General features: G+C 36.2%; 18 protein-coding genes (1 of these 18 running past the window's edge). 9 read left to right on the top strand and 9 right to left on the bottom strand.

Features of this window, described 5'->3' with window-relative positions; translation table 11 throughout:
* From AWW78_RS03070 to AWW78_RS03030, 9 genes are all read right to left on the bottom strand, one after another.
* Nucleotides 1-740 carry the 5' portion of a DUF4346 domain-containing protein gene (locus AWW78_RS03070; protein ID WP_176696225.1) on the bottom strand. The gene continues 367 nt to the left of window position 1, outside the view, so 740 of the gene's 1,107 nt are visible here — the first part of the coding sequence; the start codon lies at nucleotides 738-740; the stop codon falls past the left edge of the window.
* A gap of 213 nt (nucleotides 741-953) precedes the next feature.
* Nucleotides 954-1,316, bottom strand: coding sequence for a hypothetical protein (locus tag AWW78_RS10695; protein ID WP_244884379.1), 363 nt, complete (start codon nucleotides 1,314-1,316; stop codon nucleotides 954-956).
* Between the two features lie 10 nt (nucleotides 1,317-1,326).
* Entirely contained in the window at nucleotides 1,327-1,893 is a 567-nt protein-coding gene (locus AWW78_RS03060; RefSeq protein WP_075426071.1) for an OsmC family protein, read from the bottom strand.
* A 47-nt stretch (nucleotides 1,894-1,940) separates the two neighbouring features.
* The gene (locus AWW78_RS03055) at nucleotides 1,941-2,282 is read right to left on the bottom strand and encodes a P-II family nitrogen regulator (protein WP_047134166.1); all 342 of its coding nucleotides are present in this window, start codon (nucleotides 2,280-2,282) and stop codon (nucleotides 1,941-1,943) included.
* Nucleotides 2,283-2,328: 46 nt separating this feature from the next.
* Nucleotides 2,329-5,430: an efflux RND transporter permease subunit gene (locus AWW78_RS03050; protein WP_047134165.1), complete on the bottom strand. Its 3,102-nt coding sequence runs from the start codon at nucleotides 5,428-5,430 to the stop codon at nucleotides 2,329-2,331.
* Nucleotides 5,431-5,432: 2 nt separating this feature from the next.
* Nucleotides 5,433-6,644, bottom strand: a complete 1,212-nt coding sequence (locus AWW78_RS03045; RefSeq protein WP_047134164.1) for an efflux RND transporter periplasmic adaptor subunit — start codon at nucleotides 6,642-6,644, stop codon at nucleotides 5,433-5,435.
* Nucleotides 6,645-6,669: 25 nt separating this feature from the next.
* Nucleotides 6,670-7,953 (bottom strand): TolC family protein, encoded by a 1,284-nt coding sequence (locus tag AWW78_RS03040; protein WP_047134163.1) that lies wholly within the window; start codon nucleotides 7,951-7,953, stop codon nucleotides 6,670-6,672.
* A gap of 88 nt (nucleotides 7,954-8,041) precedes the next feature.
* Nucleotides 8,042-8,377: a hypothetical protein gene (locus tag AWW78_RS03035; protein WP_047134162.1), complete on the bottom strand. Its 336-nt coding sequence runs from the start codon at nucleotides 8,375-8,377 to the stop codon at nucleotides 8,042-8,044.
* A gap of 214 nt (nucleotides 8,378-8,591) precedes the next feature.
* A complete protein-coding gene (locus AWW78_RS03030) occupies nucleotides 8,592-9,512 on the bottom strand; it encodes an alpha/beta hydrolase (RefSeq protein ID WP_047134161.1) in 921 nt (306 codons plus the stop codon).
* Between the two features lie 395 nt (nucleotides 9,513-9,907).
* Between AWW78_RS03030 and glgP the strand changes: the two genes are divergently transcribed.
* From glgP to AWW78_RS02980, 9 genes are all read left to right on the top strand, one after another.
* Entirely contained in the window at nucleotides 9,908-12,028 is a 2,121-nt protein-coding gene (gene glgP, locus AWW78_RS03020; protein WP_047134159.1) for an alpha-glucan family phosphorylase, read from the top strand.
* A gap of 73 nt (nucleotides 12,029-12,101) precedes the next feature.
* A complete protein-coding gene (locus AWW78_RS03015; RefSeq protein ID WP_047134174.1) occupies nucleotides 12,102-12,638 on the top strand; it encodes a single-stranded DNA-binding protein in 537 nt (178 codons plus the stop codon).
* A gap of 21 nt (nucleotides 12,639-12,659) precedes the next feature.
* Nucleotides 12,660-13,943 (top strand): hemolysin family protein, encoded by a 1,284-nt coding sequence (locus AWW78_RS03010; protein ID WP_082349126.1) that lies wholly within the window; start codon nucleotides 12,660-12,662, stop codon nucleotides 13,941-13,943.
* A complete protein-coding gene (mce, locus tag AWW78_RS03005; RefSeq protein WP_047134157.1) occupies nucleotides 13,936-14,358 on the top strand; it encodes a methylmalonyl-CoA epimerase in 423 nt (140 codons plus the stop codon). The genes AWW78_RS03010 and mce overlap by 8 nt, the downstream gene beginning before the upstream one ends.
* Entirely contained in the window at nucleotides 14,355-16,184 is a 1,830-nt protein-coding gene (uvrC, locus tag AWW78_RS03000; protein ID WP_047134156.1) for an excinuclease ABC subunit UvrC, read from the top strand. Before mce ends, uvrC begins: the two co-directional genes overlap by 4 nt.
* 15 nt (nucleotides 16,185-16,199) lie before the next feature.
* Complete coding sequence (locus AWW78_RS02995; RefSeq protein ID WP_047134155.1) at nucleotides 16,200-17,117, top strand: hypothetical protein; 918 nt, start codon at nucleotides 16,200-16,202, stop codon at nucleotides 17,115-17,117.
* Between the two features lie 92 nt (nucleotides 17,118-17,209).
* Nucleotides 17,210-17,911 carry a DUF4159 domain-containing protein gene (locus tag AWW78_RS02990; RefSeq protein ID WP_047134154.1) on the top strand — a complete coding sequence of 234 codons (702 nt, stop codon included), beginning with the start codon at nucleotides 17,210-17,212 and terminating at the stop codon, nucleotides 17,909-17,911.
* 13 nt (nucleotides 17,912-17,924) lie between these two features.
* Nucleotides 17,925-18,464 carry a DUF4175 family protein gene (locus tag AWW78_RS02985; RefSeq protein ID WP_047134153.1) on the top strand — a complete coding sequence of 180 codons (540 nt, stop codon included), beginning with the start codon at nucleotides 17,925-17,927 and terminating at the stop codon, nucleotides 18,462-18,464.
* The coding region (locus AWW78_RS02980) for a DUF4175 family protein (protein WP_047134152.1) at nucleotides 18,442-20,000 on the top strand (1,559 nt) is incomplete at its 3' end. The genes AWW78_RS02985 and AWW78_RS02980, both read left to right, overlap by 23 nt.

Below are 20,000 nucleotides of genomic sequence, written 5' to 3'. Positions count from 1 at the left end.
TCATTAACAATTGTATCTATATCTTCACACCCGATCATGTCAATAACTTGAACTTGTTTACGAAACGTTTCGACTTCTTCAGGGGTTACATTTTTTAAAATAGGACGCTTTCCCGGGGAAGCGATAACCCTCATTTTTTCATCAACACCATTTTCTTTTAAAGCAAGAATTGTCCTACCACTGTAGTGACCTTCGGATTCCTTACCAACTAAAAGAAGAGCACGAATTGTAGGGTTAGTTATCGTATTCTTGATGATTTTATCGATCCCAATGTTTTCTGTTTCCGTTTTTCCAACAATGCAAAGTTCTTTGGGTCTTACCTTGGCAAGCTGTTCTGCGAGTTCAACACTTGCAAGAGTTGACACGGCAACTGGACATTCAGCACCGTCGCAGAAAGCAAAATATTCACCAGCAACAACGGGCCATGTTTTTTCTCTTACTTCAAATGTACAACTTAGGGCACTTGATTCAGCTTCGGGAAAAGCTTTATTAAATACATTCATTGCAACAGCTGGATAGCAGTACTCACATCCAAGGCAAGCATATTTTATTTGTTCCATTCCATTCAGATATTTTTCAATATTTTCAAGAATCGCAGAGTATTCAATTTGAGATGTCGCAAAGTAAGCTCGAAGTTTTTCCAATGTTTCCTTCATACAACCACATTTCCTACACTTTGCAAGATTTATACCTTCCTGCAGTTTAGATATAATCTTGTTGGTTGACTCTTCTCGTTTCATTTTGATCAACTCCTTTAAGTTAATAAGTTAAGTTTTCCTTTTAACCATCCTACTAACGGCGGAAGCCAACAAAGATTTATTGGGATCGTTTCCAATGCTGTATAGACCTGAGCGGTGGGACTAAACCCGATCAAGCGAGTTACAAGTAATCTAATAGGAACAATGAAAATAACTAACAAACTTGTAAGCATCACAGGATGACGAACATATTGATTAATAGCTTTTGACCATGAGCGTTCTTTTTTTCCTAAGGAAAACTAAGCCTGAAATGTTAGCCCCCATCTGGGCACTAAGCGCATATAAATAGGGTAAGAATTTACCCCATCCATAAGCTTCAGCTATGGAACCACTTTTCCGATGGAATCGCCGACGAAGAGCATAAACTCTATCAAAGATACTTTCACCTTCTCCTGAAAGAGCGCGGACGATCCACTGTCCAATAGAACTGCGTTGGAGACCCAAAAAATCCAGCAAAACACCAACAAAGAGCCCACTAGCATATACCAAAACAGTATACTTGAGCAACTTACCAAATTCACTTTTTTCTTCTACACTATCCTTTACTCCCTCGCTCATAATTCCCTAATTAAATTTTGTTTTTACATTTTCCATCAATTATGATTTTGTTTAAAATTTCCAAACTTGGAACAAGCTTAACCGGATTCCTTAAAGTGAATACCACCGGGCATCGTTGCAATGCCAATTCTTCAGCCTGCTTTATTTTTTCTGCTGGCTCATCGCTCACAACTGTTAACTTTACACGAACTTCTTCCGTTATTGATTCATCGCTTAAACCCAATACCTTTGAAAAATTAATATCAGCTTCAACTTTTGTAGTTAGCTTTTTTAATTTGATACCGAGCATCGGTGCCATAGTAGCAAATGTTCCGGTATAGCAAGAAGCCAATCCAAAAAAGCAGTAGTGCATAGGTCCCGGCAACGAACCAGTTCCACCCATAAATGTCGGATTATCAACTTTAAATTCTGTTTCTCCTCCTTCAAATTTTATTTTGGAAACAAACTGCACATTGCCCTCCTCAAGAACCCATTCTCCTTCAATGACTTGGGTCTTTCTTGCCAGGGAACGATCCTTTTTTATTTGCGTTTCAAACGATCGAACGCCCTCGATGTTTACATTATTAATTTTGCTCATAATTACCTCCTGATTTTATTGTTTAATAAATGAATAATTTGTTCAAATCATATTGCTTCTTCGCCTCTCTCATTTGTCCTTATTTTAACAACGTTACTAACTTCTATAACGAATATTTTTCCATCGCCTGGATTACCGGTGTGAGCGTTTTCTTGAATCGTATTTACAACTGTTTCGGCAAGTTCATCTCGAACAACAATTTCTATTTTAATCTTTGGTACAAACTCATAAATGCCTTCGTTACTTAATTCTTTTTCTTTACTCCTGCGCGTTTTGCCAAATCCTTTTACCTCTGAAATAGTTACTCCTGGAAGTCCTTCAATCTTATGAAGAGCTGTTAACACTTTTGTTAACATAAACGGCTGTATTATTGCTTTTATCTCTTTCATACTTCCTCCTATATGTTAAATTTTTTATATACCATCCCTTCGGGCATTATAACTCCGGTTCTTCTTTCTGTTTTTCAAACCACATATAAAGTGTTGGAAGAACAAACAGTGTTAATAATGTTGATGTGATCAACCCACCGATAACAACAGTTGCAAGTGGCCTCTGAACCTCCGCACCAGCGCCTGTTGAAATTGCCATTGGAATAAAACCTAGCGATGCAACAAGTGCAGTCATAAGCACTGGTCTTAACCTTATCGTTGCACCTTCGATTACTGCTTCTTCCAAAGGCTTTCCTTCCTGACGTAATTTATTTATAAATGAAACCATTACAATCCCATTTAGCACTGCAACACCAAACAATGCGATAAATCCAACTCCAGCAGAAATGCTAAAGTGCATTCCCCTTATTAATAGTGAAAAAATACCACCAACAATTGCAAATGGAATCCCTGTGAAAACTAGCAAAACATTTCTTATCGAACCAAAAGAAATGAACAGCAATAAAAAGATTAAGAAGAGAGAAAGCGGAACTACAACTGCTAATCTCTCCCTTGCCCTTTGAAGCTGCTCAAAAGTTCCTCCCCATTCTAAATAATATCCAGGTGGGAGCTTCACTTTTTCATAAATTATCTTTTCAGCTTCTTCAACAAAACTTCCAATATCTCTTCCTCTCACATTGAGTTCTACGACAATTCTTCGCTGACCATGTTCACGGCTTATTTGTGCGGGACCTTCTTCAATGTAAACATCTGCAATCTGACTTAACGGAATGTTTGAACCATTTGGAGTTGGAACTAGAATATTTTTTATAGCATCAATATTATTACGTGCATCTTCTTTGAATCGCACAACTAAATCAAATCTTTTTTCGCCTTCAAAAACTTCTCCAGCGGATTTACCAGCAATTGCTATTTCGATAATTTGATTGACATCAGCTACATTAATACCATAGCGTGCAATTTTAGCTCTATCAGGTTTTATTACAAGCTGGGGCAAACCAGAGACCTGTTCAACTTTTACATCTGCAGCGCCTCTGATTTTGCTTACTACTTTTGCAATCTCTTCGGCTTTTTCTTTAAGGGTGTCAAGATCCTCTCCAAAAATTTTTATAGCAATATCTGAACGAACCCCTGCGATCAATTCGGCAACCCTTAATTGAATAGGCTGTGAAAAGCTAAAAATCATACCTGGAAATTTTGAAAGCTCCTTACTCATTGCATTAACAAGTTCCTCTTTGGTTCTTCCTGTTTTCCATTCCTCTTCTGGTTTGAGCATTACTAATATATCGCTCATCTCTACGCCCATAGGATCTGTCCCTATCTCCGCCCTTCCAGTTTTAGATACAACATAATTTACCTCAGGAAATTTCAAAATTTCTTTTTCAATTAAGGATGAAGTATTTACAGCAGTTGTCAATGATGAGCTTGGAAGTCTTAATACTTGTATTGCTATAGAACCTTCGTCAAGTTGAGGAATAAATTCGCTTCCTAAAAAGGGAAAGATTATAAGACTAATAACAACAAGTGTAGCAGCAACCCCAGCTACTATAACTCTTTTATGAAGAATCTTTCTTAACAATGGAACATATATCCTTTTTGCAAAAGTAATAATTGGACTTTCTTTCTCCGCCACATTTCCTTTTCGGAATATCAATGCATTCATAGCCGGCACATAAGTTAAGCTAAGAATGAGAGCTCCTATCAGAGCATAAGTTACTGTATATGCCATTGGTCTGAACATTTTCCCTTCCATACCAGTAAGGGTCATAATTGGCAAGTAAACGATAATGATTATTCCAACACCGAAAACAATAGGTCGTCCAACTTCAAGAGCAGATTCCAATAATGTTTCTTCTGTGGTTAATTCATTTCTTTTCTCGTTAAGCCTTCTTACGGCGTTTTCAACCATTACCACTGCTCCATCCACAATCAAACCAAAATCTATTGCACCAAGCGACATCAAATTACCAGATACGCCTGTTGCAACCATCATTATCACAGCAAACAGCATTGAAAGAGGAATCACTGAAGCAACTATAAAACCTCCACGCAAATTAAAAAGAAGAAGAATGAGAATAAGTATTACAAGTATCCCTCCTTCAATTAAATTAGTTGTAACTGTTCTTATGGTTTTATTCACCAATTCTGTTCTATCATAGAAAGGTTCAATTGTAACTGTATCAGGCAAAGCCCTCTTAATTGCTTCTATTTTTTCTTTTACTCTATTTACAACCACACGACTGTTTTCACCTTTAAGCATCATTACAATTCCGGCAACAACTTCACCATTGTCGTTCATTGTCACGGCACCTTGTCTAATTGCCCCATCAATTTTCACATCGGCGACATTGTGGACATAAATTGGGGTTCCGTTATTGTTTGTTTTGACAATGATGTTTTTAATATCTTCTATATTTTGCACCAGGCCAGAACCTCTTATTAAGTATTGTTCATTTGCATGTTCAATGTAAGCACCTCCTGCGTTGGCATTATTTTCAGCAATAGCGTTGAACACATCTCGCAGGGTAAGATTGTAGCTTAGCAACTTTTGTGGATCTACCAATACTTGATATTGCTTTTCAATTCCACCCCAGCTGTTCACCTCGTTAACCCCAGGGACAGTTAATAAATGCCTCTTGACAATCCAATCCTGAAGCGTTCTCGTTTCCATTAACCAAGTGGAATCTTGTTTAACTGATTTATCCTTAGGTCTAACGATATATTGATAAATTTCACCGAGACCTGTGCTGATCGGTCCAAGTTTTGGGGTACCAAATTCAGGGGGTATATTCTCTTTCGCCGTTTGAAGTCGCTCAAACACAAGTTGACGTGCAAAGTAAATATCAACATTATCGTGAAATACCACTGTCACAACTGATAGTCCAAACTTAGAGATAGAGCGTATTTCTTCCACCCCAGGTAATCCACTCATTGCAACTTCAATTGGGAAAGTTATATATCGTTCAACCTCAAGTGGAGCAAGTGTTGGCGAACTTGTAATAATTTGCACCTGTATATTAGTTACATCGGGAACGGCATCAATTGGTAAAACTCTAAGTGCAGCTATTCCGCCTGCGATAAGCAGGATAACTCCAAATAAAACAAGTAATTTCTGCTTCAGTGAAAATCTTAATATTCTCTCAATCACGGTTATTCCTCCTCTCCAAGTGTTTCTTTTAGCAGTTCAGATTTAAGGAAGAATACACCTTTCGTTACAATTTTATCGCCCTTCTTTAAGCCAGATGTAATTTCAACGAAACCACTGAACTCAGTGCCAGTTTCTACATACTGCTTAATGAAGGTAGAATCATCTTTAACTAAAAACACATATTTTTTATTACCTTCGCTAACTAAAGCCTCCGTCGGTATTGCTATACCTTTGATATTGGTGCTAATGGGAATAAAAAGTTCACCAAACATATTTGGCTTAAGTTTACCATCAATATTTTGAAGCGAAGCCCTAACTTTAATTGTTCTTGTATGCTCATCCACAATTTGTCCAATAAGAATTACTTCTCCTTTAAACCTTTCATTTGGATATGCATAGGTAGTAAATTCAACTTTTGGCTTGCCTGAAATTTTGGTTAAATCCTTTTCGTAAATCTGTCCTTCTGCCCAAAGATTGGATATATTCATTATCTTGAATGCAGTGGTGTTCGCTTCGATAAACTGTCCAATCACAACATTTCTTTCAGTGACAATTCCACTTATTGGAGCTTTGATTGGTAAAATTCCTGGGATATGCTCAGAACCACTCCCCTCAATATCTTTCTCTTCCAATCCGATTGAATGAATTTTTTTATCCGCAGCATTGAACTCGGCAATTGCCTTTTCATATTCCGCCTTCGCTTCCTGCAAAGCTTTTTGTGAACCAACATTTTGTTCAAATAAAATCTTTTGTCTTTCATAAGCGGATTTGTAATACTCAAGGTTTGATTTTGCCTGTAGATATGCTGCTATCACCTCACCGATATCAGATCCTTCAATGAGCATCAATACTTGTCCTGCTTTTACAAAGTCTCCTTCTTTAACAAAAACTTGAGATACCCTCCCTTGAATCAAAGAACCAACCTGTGCTTCATAATCTTGATTGGTAATTAACCTGGCTGGTACCCTCAGCATCCCTGTAATTGGTCTTTCCTTCACCTCTTCGAAATCAAGAACAATTTTACTTCTTACGTCAGATGAAAGCACTAACTCGTTTGTTTCATTTTTGCTCTTTGGCTCTTCTATACTTTCATTCGTGAATTTCTCATTTTTATTTTTGCCCAACACTACCAAAATCGCTAATGTAAAAAGGATCGCTGTTAAGAATGTAATAGCTATCTTTCCCTTTAATTTAAATTTGGCTTCTTTGAACATTTTCACTCCCTTGCTAAATTTTGATTCATTTTATTTCCATTAAACTTTGTCCCACTATTTCCTCAAGTTTGAATATGGAACGGTAATAGTTTAACAAGACATTTGTATAGTTAACATGTGCGTTTATCAATGTTTGTTTTGCTTGCAAAAATTCTATATAAGTAATTTCACCTGCATCATAGCTTGCTGTTGCCGAGCGATAAACTTCCTCCGCCTGTGGAAGAATGTCGCTTATGTAAAGCTCAACCTGTCTTAAGTTATTTTCATAATCGTTAAAAGCACTTTTCAACCTCAGATAAATTTCATTCTTTATTAACTGCAGTTCGGATTTTGCGATATTTAAATTTGCTGTTGCTTCCTGTATTTGACCTCTATTCCCAAATAGAAACCAAAGGGGAACAGACATACCAAACGAAACACCGTAAAATCCTTTATAACCATCCCGCATTTGCCTAAAATAGGCAACATTAAATACTGGCAACAAAGAAGAAAGAGCGAGCGATCTATTAATTGATGAAATGTTTACATTTAGTTCAAAAACTTTTATTTCTGGATTTACCAAAAGCGTTAGGTTATATAACTCTTCCAGTGTGTATTTTTTTAAAGGTACATAAGATAAGCTATCAGATAGGATAAAGATTTCATCTTCCCTCTTTCCATATCCAAGAGCGAAATTGAGTTCTGCAAATGCGATTTTCAATTCATTCCTTGCGATTTCGAGGTTATTTTTCGCTTCTGTAAACTGAACCTTCGCTGTTAATCTTTCAAGATTAGTTCCCTCGCCAACATTATACCTTATCTCTGCCTTTTTATAAAAATCTTCTGCTATTTTTAAATTTTCCTCTGCTATTTTTAATAAATTTTTCTTTGCGAGAACATTGTAATAGGCAGATTTAATTTGTGCTATTACGCTAATTTCAGTTTGCTTCAATCTATAAAAAGCGATCTGTTCCTCCTCCTTGAATCTAGAACCTCTTAAAAAATAGTTTGAAGGGAATTCAAAAAACTGTTTTGCTTCAAACGTCCTTTCGCTGAAACTTCTCAAGAAATTAGTGTTCAATGGCGCATATTCATAGCTTATGCCAATTTCCAGTGGTGGCAGTGAAATTCCGCTCCAGAATCTACCTTTAGCTGCCAAGATATTTTGTTGTGCTGATTTTATTAACGGATTATTTTTTAAGCCAATTTCAATTGCTTCTTTTAGCCTTAACTCTTTATCCATTCCCTGTGTAACTTCATCCCTTGGGGATTGAGCATTAAGAGTCGTTAGCGCAAATATCAAAATGAACGAAGCAAATAATTGCTTCATACTTTTCCTATATGATTTTTTTAAAATGGTGATGTGAGATTATATATCCATATAAGGGAACTAATGGAAAGGGGGAATGGAGGAGGTTTTAGATCAGGAGTGCTCTACTAAAGAGGTAAACCTCGGTTGATTTGTGTGGTGCGTGTAATTGCTCCGAATCAAATGTAAATATTTTAGAATATCGATTTATCTCATCTATACAATGAAAAATTATTGATGCATCAGCCTTTAATTTAACAACATCTTCTGTGGTCTTTTTGAAAGTTATAGTTGTATTAACAATCTTGCAGTAGTCATGCGTATCATGGTTCTCATTATTATAATTAAACAGTCCAACTTCGGAATGCAGAAAAGCAAAAACAATTGCCATCAGAGTTAAAATTGTAGCCACCTTTATCGTATGTCTCTGCAAGTTATTCAACATCTTTGGCTTTTTCCTTCGCTAATCAATTTAGTTTTACGAGCTATGTTGTTTTTATTCATAGGAAATATAATAAACAAAAAGTTTAATTCCAAATTACTTCATTATTTGCGTCTGCCTGCACCATTATTTTTAAGCGCTTTGCAAGTTTATTAATTTTGCTCCGCCTTGAGGAGAGTTTAAAAATGTTTTATTACGATATTAGCAGTTGGCATTCTTATTGACCAGAGAAATGCTTTTCAAGGAAATTAAGTATTTCCATGGCGTACTCAGTATCTTTTTCGGGATCGGTAAAATTTTCAGTTATAAAATGTATATCGCCCTCACGAACGAATGTTTCAACATGCGAAGGAGAATGACTAATTATCCTCTCAAAGTTGGAAAATGGCACCTGAGAATCCGCCCTGGTATGCATAAGTAAGGCTGGTCTGTTTCCCAGCTTTTTAATCTCTTTAACGGGTTTAATCGCCCATATGTTTACCTTATATTTTGCGAAGAGAACCAACGGAACAAATGGTTTTACCATTTTTGCCAAAAATGGATTTTGGTATGCCATCAGCTCACAAAAGACCTCCTCCCATGATGAATACGCTGAAAGGCTAATTAAACCATCAATTTCTGGTATTTCGCCAATTGAATTAATGGCGGTTACACCTCCCATTGATAATCCAAATACAACTACTGGAACGTTTCTGTACGTTGAATCATTCTTTATGTATTGAACAATTGCTTTTGTATCAAGAAACTCCTTATATCCCAAACAAATCATATTTCCCTCACTTTCCCCATGGGCTCTCATATCAAAAAGAATAGTTGCATATCCATGTTTTTTAAAAAAACGTGCGTGTCCAAAATATATGGTTGCAGAAGGGTTATACATTCCTGACAAACAGATAATAATTGCTTTAGGTTTTTCCACATCAACTTTATAAGCCGAAATCCTCAGTCCATCATCCGTCCTAACAAAAAAATGTTCCGCTTTTATTCCAAAATCTTCAGCTTTCCATATTTCATTAAAGTCAACATGCCTATTGACCATAGAGTTTATCACAAAAACAGGGATTGTGATTAAAAATCCAACAATGAACAGAATAAATCCAAGTATAATGCTGATAAGTATCTTTCTTTTCTTTTTCATATTATTTTTTACCACTTTTCTTTTAATTTCGTTACCTCACCTACTCTTAAACAGAATATATAAGCATCATTATTTGCCAAAGCTTAGAATCAGATGTTTTATCCCCTCGAAGCCCTGCGATTTCAAGCCCATATTTCATTTATAATGCTTGTTAATAATTATAGCCCAAAAATCCATATTCTCAAATTTTTTGAAAGGTCAGCCCTACCCTTATTGCTCAAGATTCTCTGGTTAATTCAAGAAAAAACCTCAAAGCATAAATGTAAACTTGACGAAAATCCTTTTCAAAAGTTAAAAATTCAAATCCTAAACAGTCAAATTCGTTGTTTTTATAAACCTGATTGGTTATCTTTTATAAAATTTCACAAAAATAAAACCCAAAGCGAATTATCATCATGGCAAACGATGAACTTATAAATGAACTCTATGAACTTGCCTATAATCTATGGTGGAGCTATAACCCCGAAGCACAAGAGCTATTCGAAAATCTTTCCCCAATGACATGGAAACTTTCAAACCACAATCCAATCCAAACGCTAAAATCAATCTCAAAAGATGAACTTAAAGCAAGGCTGTCAAACCCAAACCTTTTGTCGAAAGCAAAAAAAGTACTCGATGAATTTAAACAATATCTCCGCACAAGAGAAACCCTTGCCGAAAAGGACTATCCTGAATTTATAAACAACCCAATTGCTTATTTTACAGCTGAATTCGGTTTGCACGAATGCTTACCAATTTACTCTGGCGGGCTTGGAATTTTGTCTGGAGACCACGCAAAATCAGCAAGCGATATAGGCTTGCCATTCGTTGGGATAAGTCTATTTTACAGACATGGATACTTTGACCAAAAAATATCCGAAGACGGATGGCAGATTGAAGAGTATAACCCAGCTCAACCAAATTTTCTACCACTGAGACCAGTGCTGGATGAAAATAAAGAGCCCGTTAAAATTAAACTTAACATAGCTCATACAGAAATTTCAGTTAAGGCATGGGAAGTAAGGGTTGGCATCTCAAAAATTTACCTTTTAGATACAAATTTACCGGAAAATGACTTTCACTTTAGAGATATAACAAGCAAGGTTTACGGTGGAGATTCAACAACAAGGATCTTTCAAGAAATAGTTCTTGGGATTGGAGGTGTTAGATTTTTAAGAGCAATTGGGATCGACCCGAAAGTTTTCCATCTGAACGAGGGACATAGTGCTTTTCTTACGCTTGAGCTTTTGCGAGAAGAAATTAACAAAGGTAAAACAATAAAAGACGCAGAGAAAATAGTAAAAGAAAAATGCGTTTTTACAACGCATACACCCGTCCCAGCTGGACATGATAGATTTACCCCTGACCTAATTGAATATGCGCTTGGGGAATTTATAAAATCACTTGGGATTTCCCTGAAGGAATTTATGGCTTATGGAAGAGTTCATCCAGATAATGAACAAGAGCCATTTTGTATGACCGTTCTCGCTTTAAAACTCACAAGAAACGCAAATGCTGTGAGTGAATTAAATGGAATGGTCAGTAGAAAAATGTGGCAACCCCTTTTCAAAAGTAAGTCTGAGCAAGACGTGCCTATAGGGCATATAACCAATGGAATTCACACCCCTACATGGCTAAATAAAATTACATTTGAATTTTGGAAAAAGAAACTTGGGGATAAATGGTATGAAGAGATTGAAAATCCAAAGCTATGGGAAAATGTCCTTGATGAAAACTTTATAACGGATGAGGAGATATGGGCAATTAGATACGAATTGCGACGCAACCTGATAGAATTCACAAGAGAAAAACTTCTCATCCAGCTTTTAAAAATGGGGCTCGATTCAAGGATTAACATCAACTCTATACTTTCACCAGATGCACTAACCATTGGTTTTTCAAGAAGATTTGCAACATACAAAAGGGCACCCCTGATTTTTTATGATATAGAGAGGGCTAAGAAAATCTTTAACGATAAAACAAAACCAGTTCAAATCATTTTTTCTGGAAAAGCACACCCACGAGACGATGCGGGGAAAGAATTTCTTAGAAAAATCATCCACATCTCAAAATTGCCTGAATTCCACGGCAAAGTTATTTTTCTTGAAAACTATGATATGAACATCGCGCGACACCTTGTTTCTGGTTGTGACCTTTGGCTTAACAACCCACGCAGACCACTTGAAGCAAGTGGAACCAGCGGACAGAAAATAATTCTTAACTTCGGACTTAACTTCAGCATACTTGATGGCTGGTGGAGGGAAGCTTACAACGGAACAAATGGGTGGGCGATCGGAAAAGATGAATCCATCGAAGATCCAAACATTCAAGATAAACTTGATGCCGAATCCCTTTATCAAATCCTTGAAAACGAAATTATACCAGCATTTTATAACCGTGATGAAAATGGAATACCAAAAGAATGGATCAAAAGAATCAGATATTCAATTGCAACTATAACTTATTTTTTCAACACCAACAGAATGGTGCGTGAATACGCCGAAAAATATTATAAGTATCCCGTTTTTGCTTATTAACACTTTATTCCATATTTTATCTTAGATTCTTTAAATAATGGAGGCAAATTATTTCATGGGAGGTAAATTAGTCATGGCACGAAGCTTAAACAAAGTTATGCTTATTGGACATCTTGGCGCTGATCCCGAATTAAGATATACCCCAGCCGGTGTCCCAGTGGCAACATTTAGAATAGCCACTAACGAAACTTGGCGCGATGCCGATGGAAATCTACAAGAGCGCACAGAATGGCACACAATTGTAGTTTGGAGAAAACTCGCCGAGTTAACTAATGATTTGCTTAAAAAGGGAAGTAGGGTTTATGTTGAAGGTCGACTTCAAACTAGAACTTACGAAGATAAAAACGGAATAAGACGAACCGTGACGGAAATAGTGGCTGATGATATAATTTTGCTTGAACCAAAAGCAACAATATCTGAAACTGTCCCGCAGCCACAGCAAAAAGCAACGCCGGTGGAGCCAGATACTGAGATAGAAATACCAGAGATCTCTGAAGAAATTGAGAAAGATGTATCCAAAAGTTTTGATTCATCAACTGAATCCGAAGCTTCTGATGAATCAACCCCGGATAAATCAAAGGAAGAAAACGACGACGATTTACCATTCTAATAAAACTCCGTCCGGTTTTTTATGATGTCTTACGATACGATTATTACCCTACTTCTAATCTTTACACTGCTTATGCTATCTGGACTTGTTTCCGCATCTGAGGTTTCTTTTTTCTCCTTGCCAGCGGGGGCAAAGGAAAAATTTTCAAAAAGCAGAATAAAAGCGCACAAGCTTGTCGCAAAACTTTATGAGCACCCACAAAAATTGCTTATCACAATTTTGATCTCAAACAATTTTATAAATGTTGGAATCGCCTTACTTTCGACACTTTTCGCCTTGCGATTGAGTGAAGCACTTAATACCAATCCTGAATATGCTGTTTCAATTAGCATAATAATTGTAACTGCACTTGTTATCTTATTCGGTGAGATCTTCCCCAAATTACTTTCATCCCGAAATCCGGAAAAAGTAGCAGTTATAGTCTCCCCGTTGATAAATCTTTTTTCAATAATTTTTTATCCCCTTGTTGAACTTTTCCTGATCATCACAAACGCCTTCAAAAGAAAAATTCCCGTAGCAAAGCCAAATCTTCTAATTGAAGAAATTAAGCCCTTGATCGAGCTTGGCGGAAAATATGGCGTTATCAAAAAAGAGGAAGAAGAAATAATTAAAAATTTGCTCCAATTCCCCACCAAAACAGTTAAAGATGTGATGACATCACGAGTTGATATGGTTGCAATTGAAATTAACACAGAGTTAAGTCAAATAATCAAAACGATTAAAAAAACGGGATTCTCAAGGCTTCCTGTATATCAAGAGCAAATTGATAACATCGTTGGAATTTTGTATGCGAAGGATATAATCCGGTTTCTTAGAAATAGATCCGCAAGAAAAAAATTTGATATAAAAAAATTTTTAAAGGAGCCAATTTTTGTCCCGGAAACTATGAGGCTTGAAACATTGCTTCAAGAATTTAAACAGCGAAAGATGCACATTGCGATCGTGGTTGATGAATTCGGTGGAACAGCCGGTCTTGTAACTTTGCAGGACATAATAACTGAAATCTTCGGTGAGATAGAAAAGGAAAAAGAAAAAACCTTTGAAAAAATCAAAGATAATGAATTTCTCCTTGACGCTGGACTATCAATTGAAGAGGTGAACGAGTTACTCGGAATAAATTTAAAAACAACCAAAAGCGATTACGATACAATTGGGGGGTTCATACTTGATGTAACCGGGAAGATTCCAAGGGAAAAAGATGTTATAAATTATGAGAACTTAAAGTTTACGATTGAGAAAGTTGAAAACAGAAGAATCAAGAAAATAAGAGTTGAAAAACTAAAGGAGACAGAGGATAATGTTTAGGAAAATATCACATGTTGCGATAGCGGTTAAAAATCTTGACGAAGCAATAAAAACATTCTCAGAGCTTACAGGCATTGAAAATTATCATATTGAAACAGTGGAAGAGCAAAAAGTTCGTGTTGCTATCTTTAAAATTGGCGAATCGAGAATCGAACTGACCCAACCAACATCACCTGACTCCCCCGTTGCGAAATTCATTGAAAAGAGAGGTGAAGGAATCCACCACATAGCGTTTGAGGTTGACGATATCAATGAAGAAATGAACAGAGTTAAGGAGAAAAATTTTCAACTCGTTGACTCAGCCCCGAGACACGGAGCAAATAACTCTTTGATTGCCTTTATCCATCCGAAATCTGTTAATGGCGTCCTTGTTGAATTAACTCAAGAAAAGAAGGGAAATAAAAATGAGCAATGATAAATAATGAACTTGAAATAAAAATTCAAAACCTCCCACAGCTTCCAGGTATCTATCAATTTAAAGATGCAACTGGAAAAGTAATTTATGTTGGAAAAGCTAAAAACCTAAGGAATAGAGTAAGAAGTTACTTTGTCAAGTCGCAACCCCCAAATCCAAAACTTACAGCTCTTGTTTCAAAAATCCATGACATCGAAGTTATAGTAACATCGTCCGAGGTTGAGGCACTAATCCTCGAGGCAAATCTTATAAAAAAACTTAAACCACGATACAATGTAAACTTAAAGGATGATAAAAGTTATCCATACATTGCCATCACAAATGAACCCTTCCCACGGGTTTTCTCAACAAGGAAAATAAAGATGGATGGCACCAGATACTTTGGACCTTATACGGATGCTTATTCCCTCAAGCAAACCCTAAAGCTCATAAGAGATGTCTTCATGGTTAGAAGCTGCAAATATTACATCGACGAGGAGGTCATCCGAAAAAGAAAAATCAAAGTTTGCCTTGACTATCATATAAAAAAGTGTGGTGGTCCATGCGAAGGTCTTGTTTCAAAAGAAGAATATAACAAAATGATCGAGCAAGTCGTCCAGCTTATAAATGGTAAAATCGATGCCCTTGTTAAATCTTTAAAAGAACAAATGGAAAAACTTGCCAATGAATTAAGGTTTGAAGAAGCGGCAATTTTAAGAGATAAAATTAAAGCCCTCGAAATTTACACATCAAAACAAAGCGTTGTTAGCTTCGAGCCGATTGATAGAGATATCTTTGCAATTGCGCATGATGGAGAAGATGCATGTGCTGTCCTATTTAAAGTGAGAGATGGAAAACTTGTCGGAAGCCAACAATTCTTTATGACTGGGGTTGCATATAAAGAAGAAAAAGAAATAATCGAAACCCTCTTAACACAATACTACTTGAATTCGGAGTATGTCCCATCCGAAATTTTAATCCCTGAAGAAATCGAAGAAAAAAATCCAATTGAAAAGTGGCTTTCCGAACGAAAAAATTCAAATGTTAAAATAAGAACGCCCGAAAATGAAGATGAGTCCCGCCTTATGTCGATGTGTAAAATTAATGCGAGATACCATCTTGATGAATATAGAATCCAAAAGATTAAGGCAAAAGAGAAATTCGCACCAGGTGTTTTAATAGAACTCCAAAAGGAACTGCACCTTGATAGACTACCAAGGCGAATTGAATGCTTTGATATCTCAAACATTCAAGGTTCAGATATTGTTGCTTCAGTCGTCGTTTTCGAAAATGGCAAGCCAAAGAAAAGCGAATATAGAAAATTTAAAATCAGAAGTATCTCAGGTAAGCCAGACGATTTCGCAAGCATGGAGGAGGTAATCATGAGACGATATTCGCGGATTTTAAATGAAGGCGGGAAAATGCCAGATTTAATCGTCATAGATGGTGGCAAGGGACAATTATCATCTGCTTTAAAATCACTTGAAAAACTTGGCATAAAAAACCAACCGATAATAGCTCTTGCAAAAAAGTTTGAAGAAATTTATTTCCCAAATCTTGAATCCCCACAATCTCTACCCAAATCATCACCAGCACTTTACTTATTACAAAGAATTAGAAACGAAGCCCACCGCTTCGCAATTACATTCCATCGCGATGTTAGAGAAAAACGCGTTATCTCAACGCGACTTCTTGAAGTAGAAGGAATCGGAGAGAAAAGAGCCCAAATTTTACTTTCAAAGTTTGGTTCGATCGAAGGAATAAAACAAGCGCCAATTGAGGAACTCGAGAAAATAGTTGGAAAGAAGGTTGCAAGGAACTTAAAGGAGTTTTTATCAAAAGAATAAAATAAAAATTTCAAAATGACGCAACTTCAAGAAAACATCATCAAGACCCTGGCTTATTTTTCTATTTTTAAACATCCGCTTAAGATAGATGAATTACACAGATTTCTTCTTTTTCAAAGATGCACAGTTGATGAATTAAAGAAAGAAGTGGAAGAACTTAAAATGGCTGGAAAAGTTTTTGAGATAGATAATTTTTTGCTCATCGAAAATGATAAAAGCTGGATATTGAACAGAATTAACGGGGAAAGACTTGCCGTAAAATTCTGGAAGATAGCTCAATTCATGGCTCACATAATAAAAAGATTTCCTTTTGTAAGGGGAATTTTCATCTCGGGCTCCCTTGCGAAGTGGAATGTGTCAACTCAAACAGATATCGACTTTTTTATAATAACAAAACGAGGAAGGCTCTGGCTAACTAGAAGTGCCTTGATCGCATTTAAAAAGTTTTTTCTTCTGAATAGTAAAAAATTTTTTTGCTTAAACTATTTCATTACCGATGATCATCTTGAAATTGAGGACAGAAATATCTTCACCGCAATTGAAATCGCATCTGTTAAACCTATATTTAATCTTGAGCTATATTTAAAATTTCTTGAGGCAAACTCGTGGATGAAAAATTTTATCCCGAATTTTACCCCGCCATCAATCCCGAAGTTGATCTCAAAACGATCACCGTTCTCTCAATTTCTTTTAGAGAAATTCATTGAGATGCCCTTCAACGACAGTGAGCTTGACGAGCTTGATTTTGTTTTGATGAACAAATGGCAAAGAATCTGGCAAAGGAGATATCCAAACTTAACAGAAGAAGAAAGAGACTTAATGTTCAGATGCAGACCATATGCTTCAAAAGCGCATCCAAACAATTTTCAAAACTTTGTTTTAAGTGAATATGAAAACAAACTGAGGACATTTTTCAACGAGTCCGCAAAATAAAATTGACCATTTTAAGCAAGCTATTCCAATTTGACAATTGAGTGAATCTTTTCTAAATTTCTTTTGAAGATAATATAAATTCTCCCAAGGTTATGAAGCGCAAATTTATTCAAATAGTGACAATCTTCGCATTTGCCCTTTTCTTAGCGATCGTCCAGTTAAATCATTATTCAACAGCTCAAGAAGCATACCAACTAAAAAGCGCTTTTAAAATTGGGCGTTTGAAATATCGTGGAGGTGGCGATTGGTATAATGACCCATCAGCGGAGATAAATCTTTTAAAATTCATCAGGGAAAATACAAACATTGATGTGATACCAGTTTACGAATTCGTTGACATCGGGAACGATAACATCTTCTCTTATCCATTTCTGTTTATGACTGGACATGGAAATATAAGTTTCAATGAGGAAGAAGCCAGAAGATTAAGAATATATCTTGAAAACGGCGGTTTTCTCTACGCTGACGATGATTACGGCATGGATAAGTCCTTCAGACGCGAGATAAAAAAGGTTTTCCCAGATAAAGAACTTGTTGAATTACCATTTTCATATGGGCTTTTCAATTGTTATTTCAATTTCCCAAATGGAACTCCAAAAACACATGAACACGACAATAAACCTCCGCAAGCATTTGGAATTTTCCATAACGGTAGACTCGTCGTTCTTTACACTTATGAATCAAATCCAAGTGATGGCTGGGCTGATCCCGAAGTTCACCACGACCCTGAAGAAAAAAGGCAAGAGGCGCTAAGATTTGGAACAAATATAGTTGTATGGGCGCTGACAAATTAAACTTTAAATGAAGATGAATGAAATTTATTTGCAGATAAAATCAAAACTTGAGCGACTTAGGAAATCGCTTGACCGCGAGGAATTAAAAACGAGGTTCTCGCGCTGGTTCGTCTCGGTTATACTTTTTCTGATTTTAATTGGTTTATTCGAATCTGAATTTTATTTTGCTTCACCAGTTAGAAAATTGATTTTTTACATCGCTATTTCAATTTTTGCATTAAGTTTTTGCGTACATGTTCTACCGTCGATTTTAAAACTTGTTGGACTTTTAAAGTCAAAAAGCGATATTGAATTAGCAAAGCTGGTTTGGGCGAAGCATCCTGAAGTCAGGGATAAACTTGTGGATGCCTTGCAAATTTATGAGCAAAAATCAAAGTCTAAAAATTTATATTCAGAAGAATTAATTGATTCCGCTTTCGCTCAGCTTGCGAGCGAAGTTTTAAAGTTTGAATGGAGCGAGATCGATAAATCGGAATCAAACAGGAAAATTTTATCTTCTCTTCTAATTTTTTGGGGTCTTCATCTTAAGCTTGGTCCTTCTCCCCGAGTTTAGAAGCTCTTTCGTCAGGATTCTAAACTATGATAAAAAGTTTTTAAAACCTGAAGATTACACAATCAAAATCGAACCTGGCAACGCAACCGTTGAAAAAGGTGCGAATGTTAAAATAAAAATTCAAACGATACCACAGATACCTGGAGAGGTGGAACTTTACCTTTCACAGGAAGGGATGAAAAATTTTGAAATTAAAAGGATAAAATCGGATAGAAGCCACGCGGGTGAATTTGAGCATGAAATTTACAATGTCCGAACACCGTTTGAGTATTTCGTCAAAGTTAAAGATCTAAAAACCGAAAAATTTAAAATCGATGTAATTGACAAACCCATTGTAAAACTTTTAAAAGTTCAACTTCTTTATCCATCTTACACTGGTTTTTCGCCTGTTTATCTTGAGGATAACATGGGGGATATAACTGCGATAGCTGGGACAATCGCAAAGTTTGAGATTTTATCGAATAAATCGCTTGATTCGGCGAAACTCGTCTTCAATAATGGTTTAACTTCAGCCCTTGATGTTAATGAAACAATGGCAAAGGGCAATGTCAAATTAATGCAAAGTGGAACATATCACATAGAACTTAAAAGCAAAGATGGTTTAAAAAACGAACAACCCGTCGAATACAAAATTAACATAATTCAAGATGAGTATCCAAAGGTTCAGATATTAAGGCCCGAAAAAAGCATTGACATTTCAAGGGATATGCAGGTTGGGATTCTTGCAAAGATAAGCGATGATTTTGGGTTTACAAAGATGCGACTTGCGTATAAATTAAACTTTTCAAGATATGTTAAACCATGGGACGAGTTCAAATTTATTGAGATTGCAATTAATAAAAATTCCAAAGAGCAGGAAGTTCCATATCTTTGGGATTTATCTGAACTCGATCTTGCCCCTGATGATGTGTTAAGTTATTATCTTGAGGTTTTCGATAATGATTTCGTCAGTGGGCCAAAGTCAGCACGAACCGAACTTTACACTATAAGATTTCCATCCCTACATGAAATATTGGCACAGGTTGAGCAATCTCAAAATGAGATCTACCAAGATGTGAAAGATGTTTTTGAGATGGCGAAGAAATTGCGCAAAGAAATGGATGAAATTGAGAAAGATTTAAAGAAGGGCAATTTAAAACTTGACTGGCAAAGGCAACAACAGATCCAAAACATTGCAAAACAATATCAAGAACTTCAAAACAAGATAAAAGAGACAACACAGAAACTCCAAAACTTAGTTCAAAAGATGGAAGAAAATCGCTTGCTTTCACCCGAGACGCTTGAGAAATATCTTGAGCTTCAGAAGTTGTTAAATCAACTTGACATACCGGAGTTGAAGGAGTTGATGAAACGATTTGAGGAGGCGATGCAAAATCTTAACCCCGACCTCATAAGGCAAGCGCTTGAAAAGTTCCAATTTTCAGAGGAAAATTTCAGAAGAAGCATAGAAAGAACAATCAATCTTTTAAAGAGAATTCAAGTAGAGCAAAAACTGAATGAAATTTTAAAACAAACCGAGCAAGTTTTAGAGAAGCA

It is taken from the genome of Candidatus Kryptonium thompsonii (assembly GCF_001535985.1).
Lineage (GTDB): Bacteria > Bacteroidota > Ignavibacteria > Kryptoniales > Kryptoniaceae > Kryptonium > Kryptonium thompsonii.
Note: the sequence above shows the minus strand (reverse complement) of the source record. Positions and strands in the feature narration are given on the sequence as shown.

Excerpts from the sequence above, each read along its gene's own strand:
- AWW78_RS10695 (WP_244884379.1), bottom strand. The coding sequence starts at position 1,316 with ATGAGCGAGGGAGTAAAGGATAGTGTAGAAGAAAAAAGTGAATTTGGT.
- AWW78_RS03060 (WP_075426071.1), bottom strand. The coding sequence starts at position 1,893 with ATGAGCAAAATTAATAATGTAAACATCGAGGGCGTTCGATCGTTTGAA.
- AWW78_RS03055 (WP_047134166.1), bottom strand. The coding sequence starts at position 2,282 with ATGAAAGAGATAAAAGCAATAATACAGCCGTTTATGTTAACAAAAGTG.
- AWW78_RS03045 (WP_047134164.1), bottom strand. The coding sequence starts at position 6,644 with ATGTTCAAAGAAGCCAAATTTAAATTAAAGGGAAAGATAGCTATTACA.
- AWW78_RS03040 (WP_047134163.1), bottom strand. The coding sequence starts at position 7,953 with ATGAAGCAATTATTTGCTTCGTTCATTTTGATATTTGCGCTAACGACT.
- AWW78_RS03035 (WP_047134162.1), bottom strand. The coding sequence starts at position 8,377 with ATGTTGAATAACTTGCAGAGACATACGATAAAGGTGGCTACAATTTTA.
- AWW78_RS03030 (WP_047134161.1), bottom strand. The coding sequence starts at position 9,512 with ATGAAAAAGAAAAGAAAGATACTTATCAGCATTATACTTGGATTTATT.
- glgP (WP_047134159.1), top strand. The coding sequence starts at position 9,908 with ATGGCAAACGATGAACTTATAAATGAACTCTATGAACTTGCCTATAAT.
- AWW78_RS03015 (WP_047134174.1), top strand. The coding sequence starts at position 12,102 with ATGGCACGAAGCTTAAACAAAGTTATGCTTATTGGACATCTTGGCGCT.
- AWW78_RS03010 (WP_082349126.1), top strand. The coding sequence starts at position 12,660 with ATGATGTCTTACGATACGATTATTACCCTACTTCTAATCTTTACACTG.
- mce (WP_047134157.1), top strand. The coding sequence starts at position 13,936 with ATGTTTAGGAAAATATCACATGTTGCGATAGCGGTTAAAAATCTTGAC.
- uvrC (WP_047134156.1), top strand. The coding sequence starts at position 14,355 with ATGATAAATAATGAACTTGAAATAAAAATTCAAAACCTCCCACAGCTT.
- AWW78_RS02995 (WP_047134155.1), top strand. The coding sequence starts at position 16,200 with ATGACGCAACTTCAAGAAAACATCATCAAGACCCTGGCTTATTTTTCT.
- AWW78_RS02990 (WP_047134154.1), top strand. The coding sequence starts at position 17,210 with ATGAAGCGCAAATTTATTCAAATAGTGACAATCTTCGCATTTGCCCTT.
- AWW78_RS02985 (WP_047134153.1), top strand. The coding sequence starts at position 17,925 with ATGAATGAAATTTATTTGCAGATAAAATCAAAACTTGAGCGACTTAGG.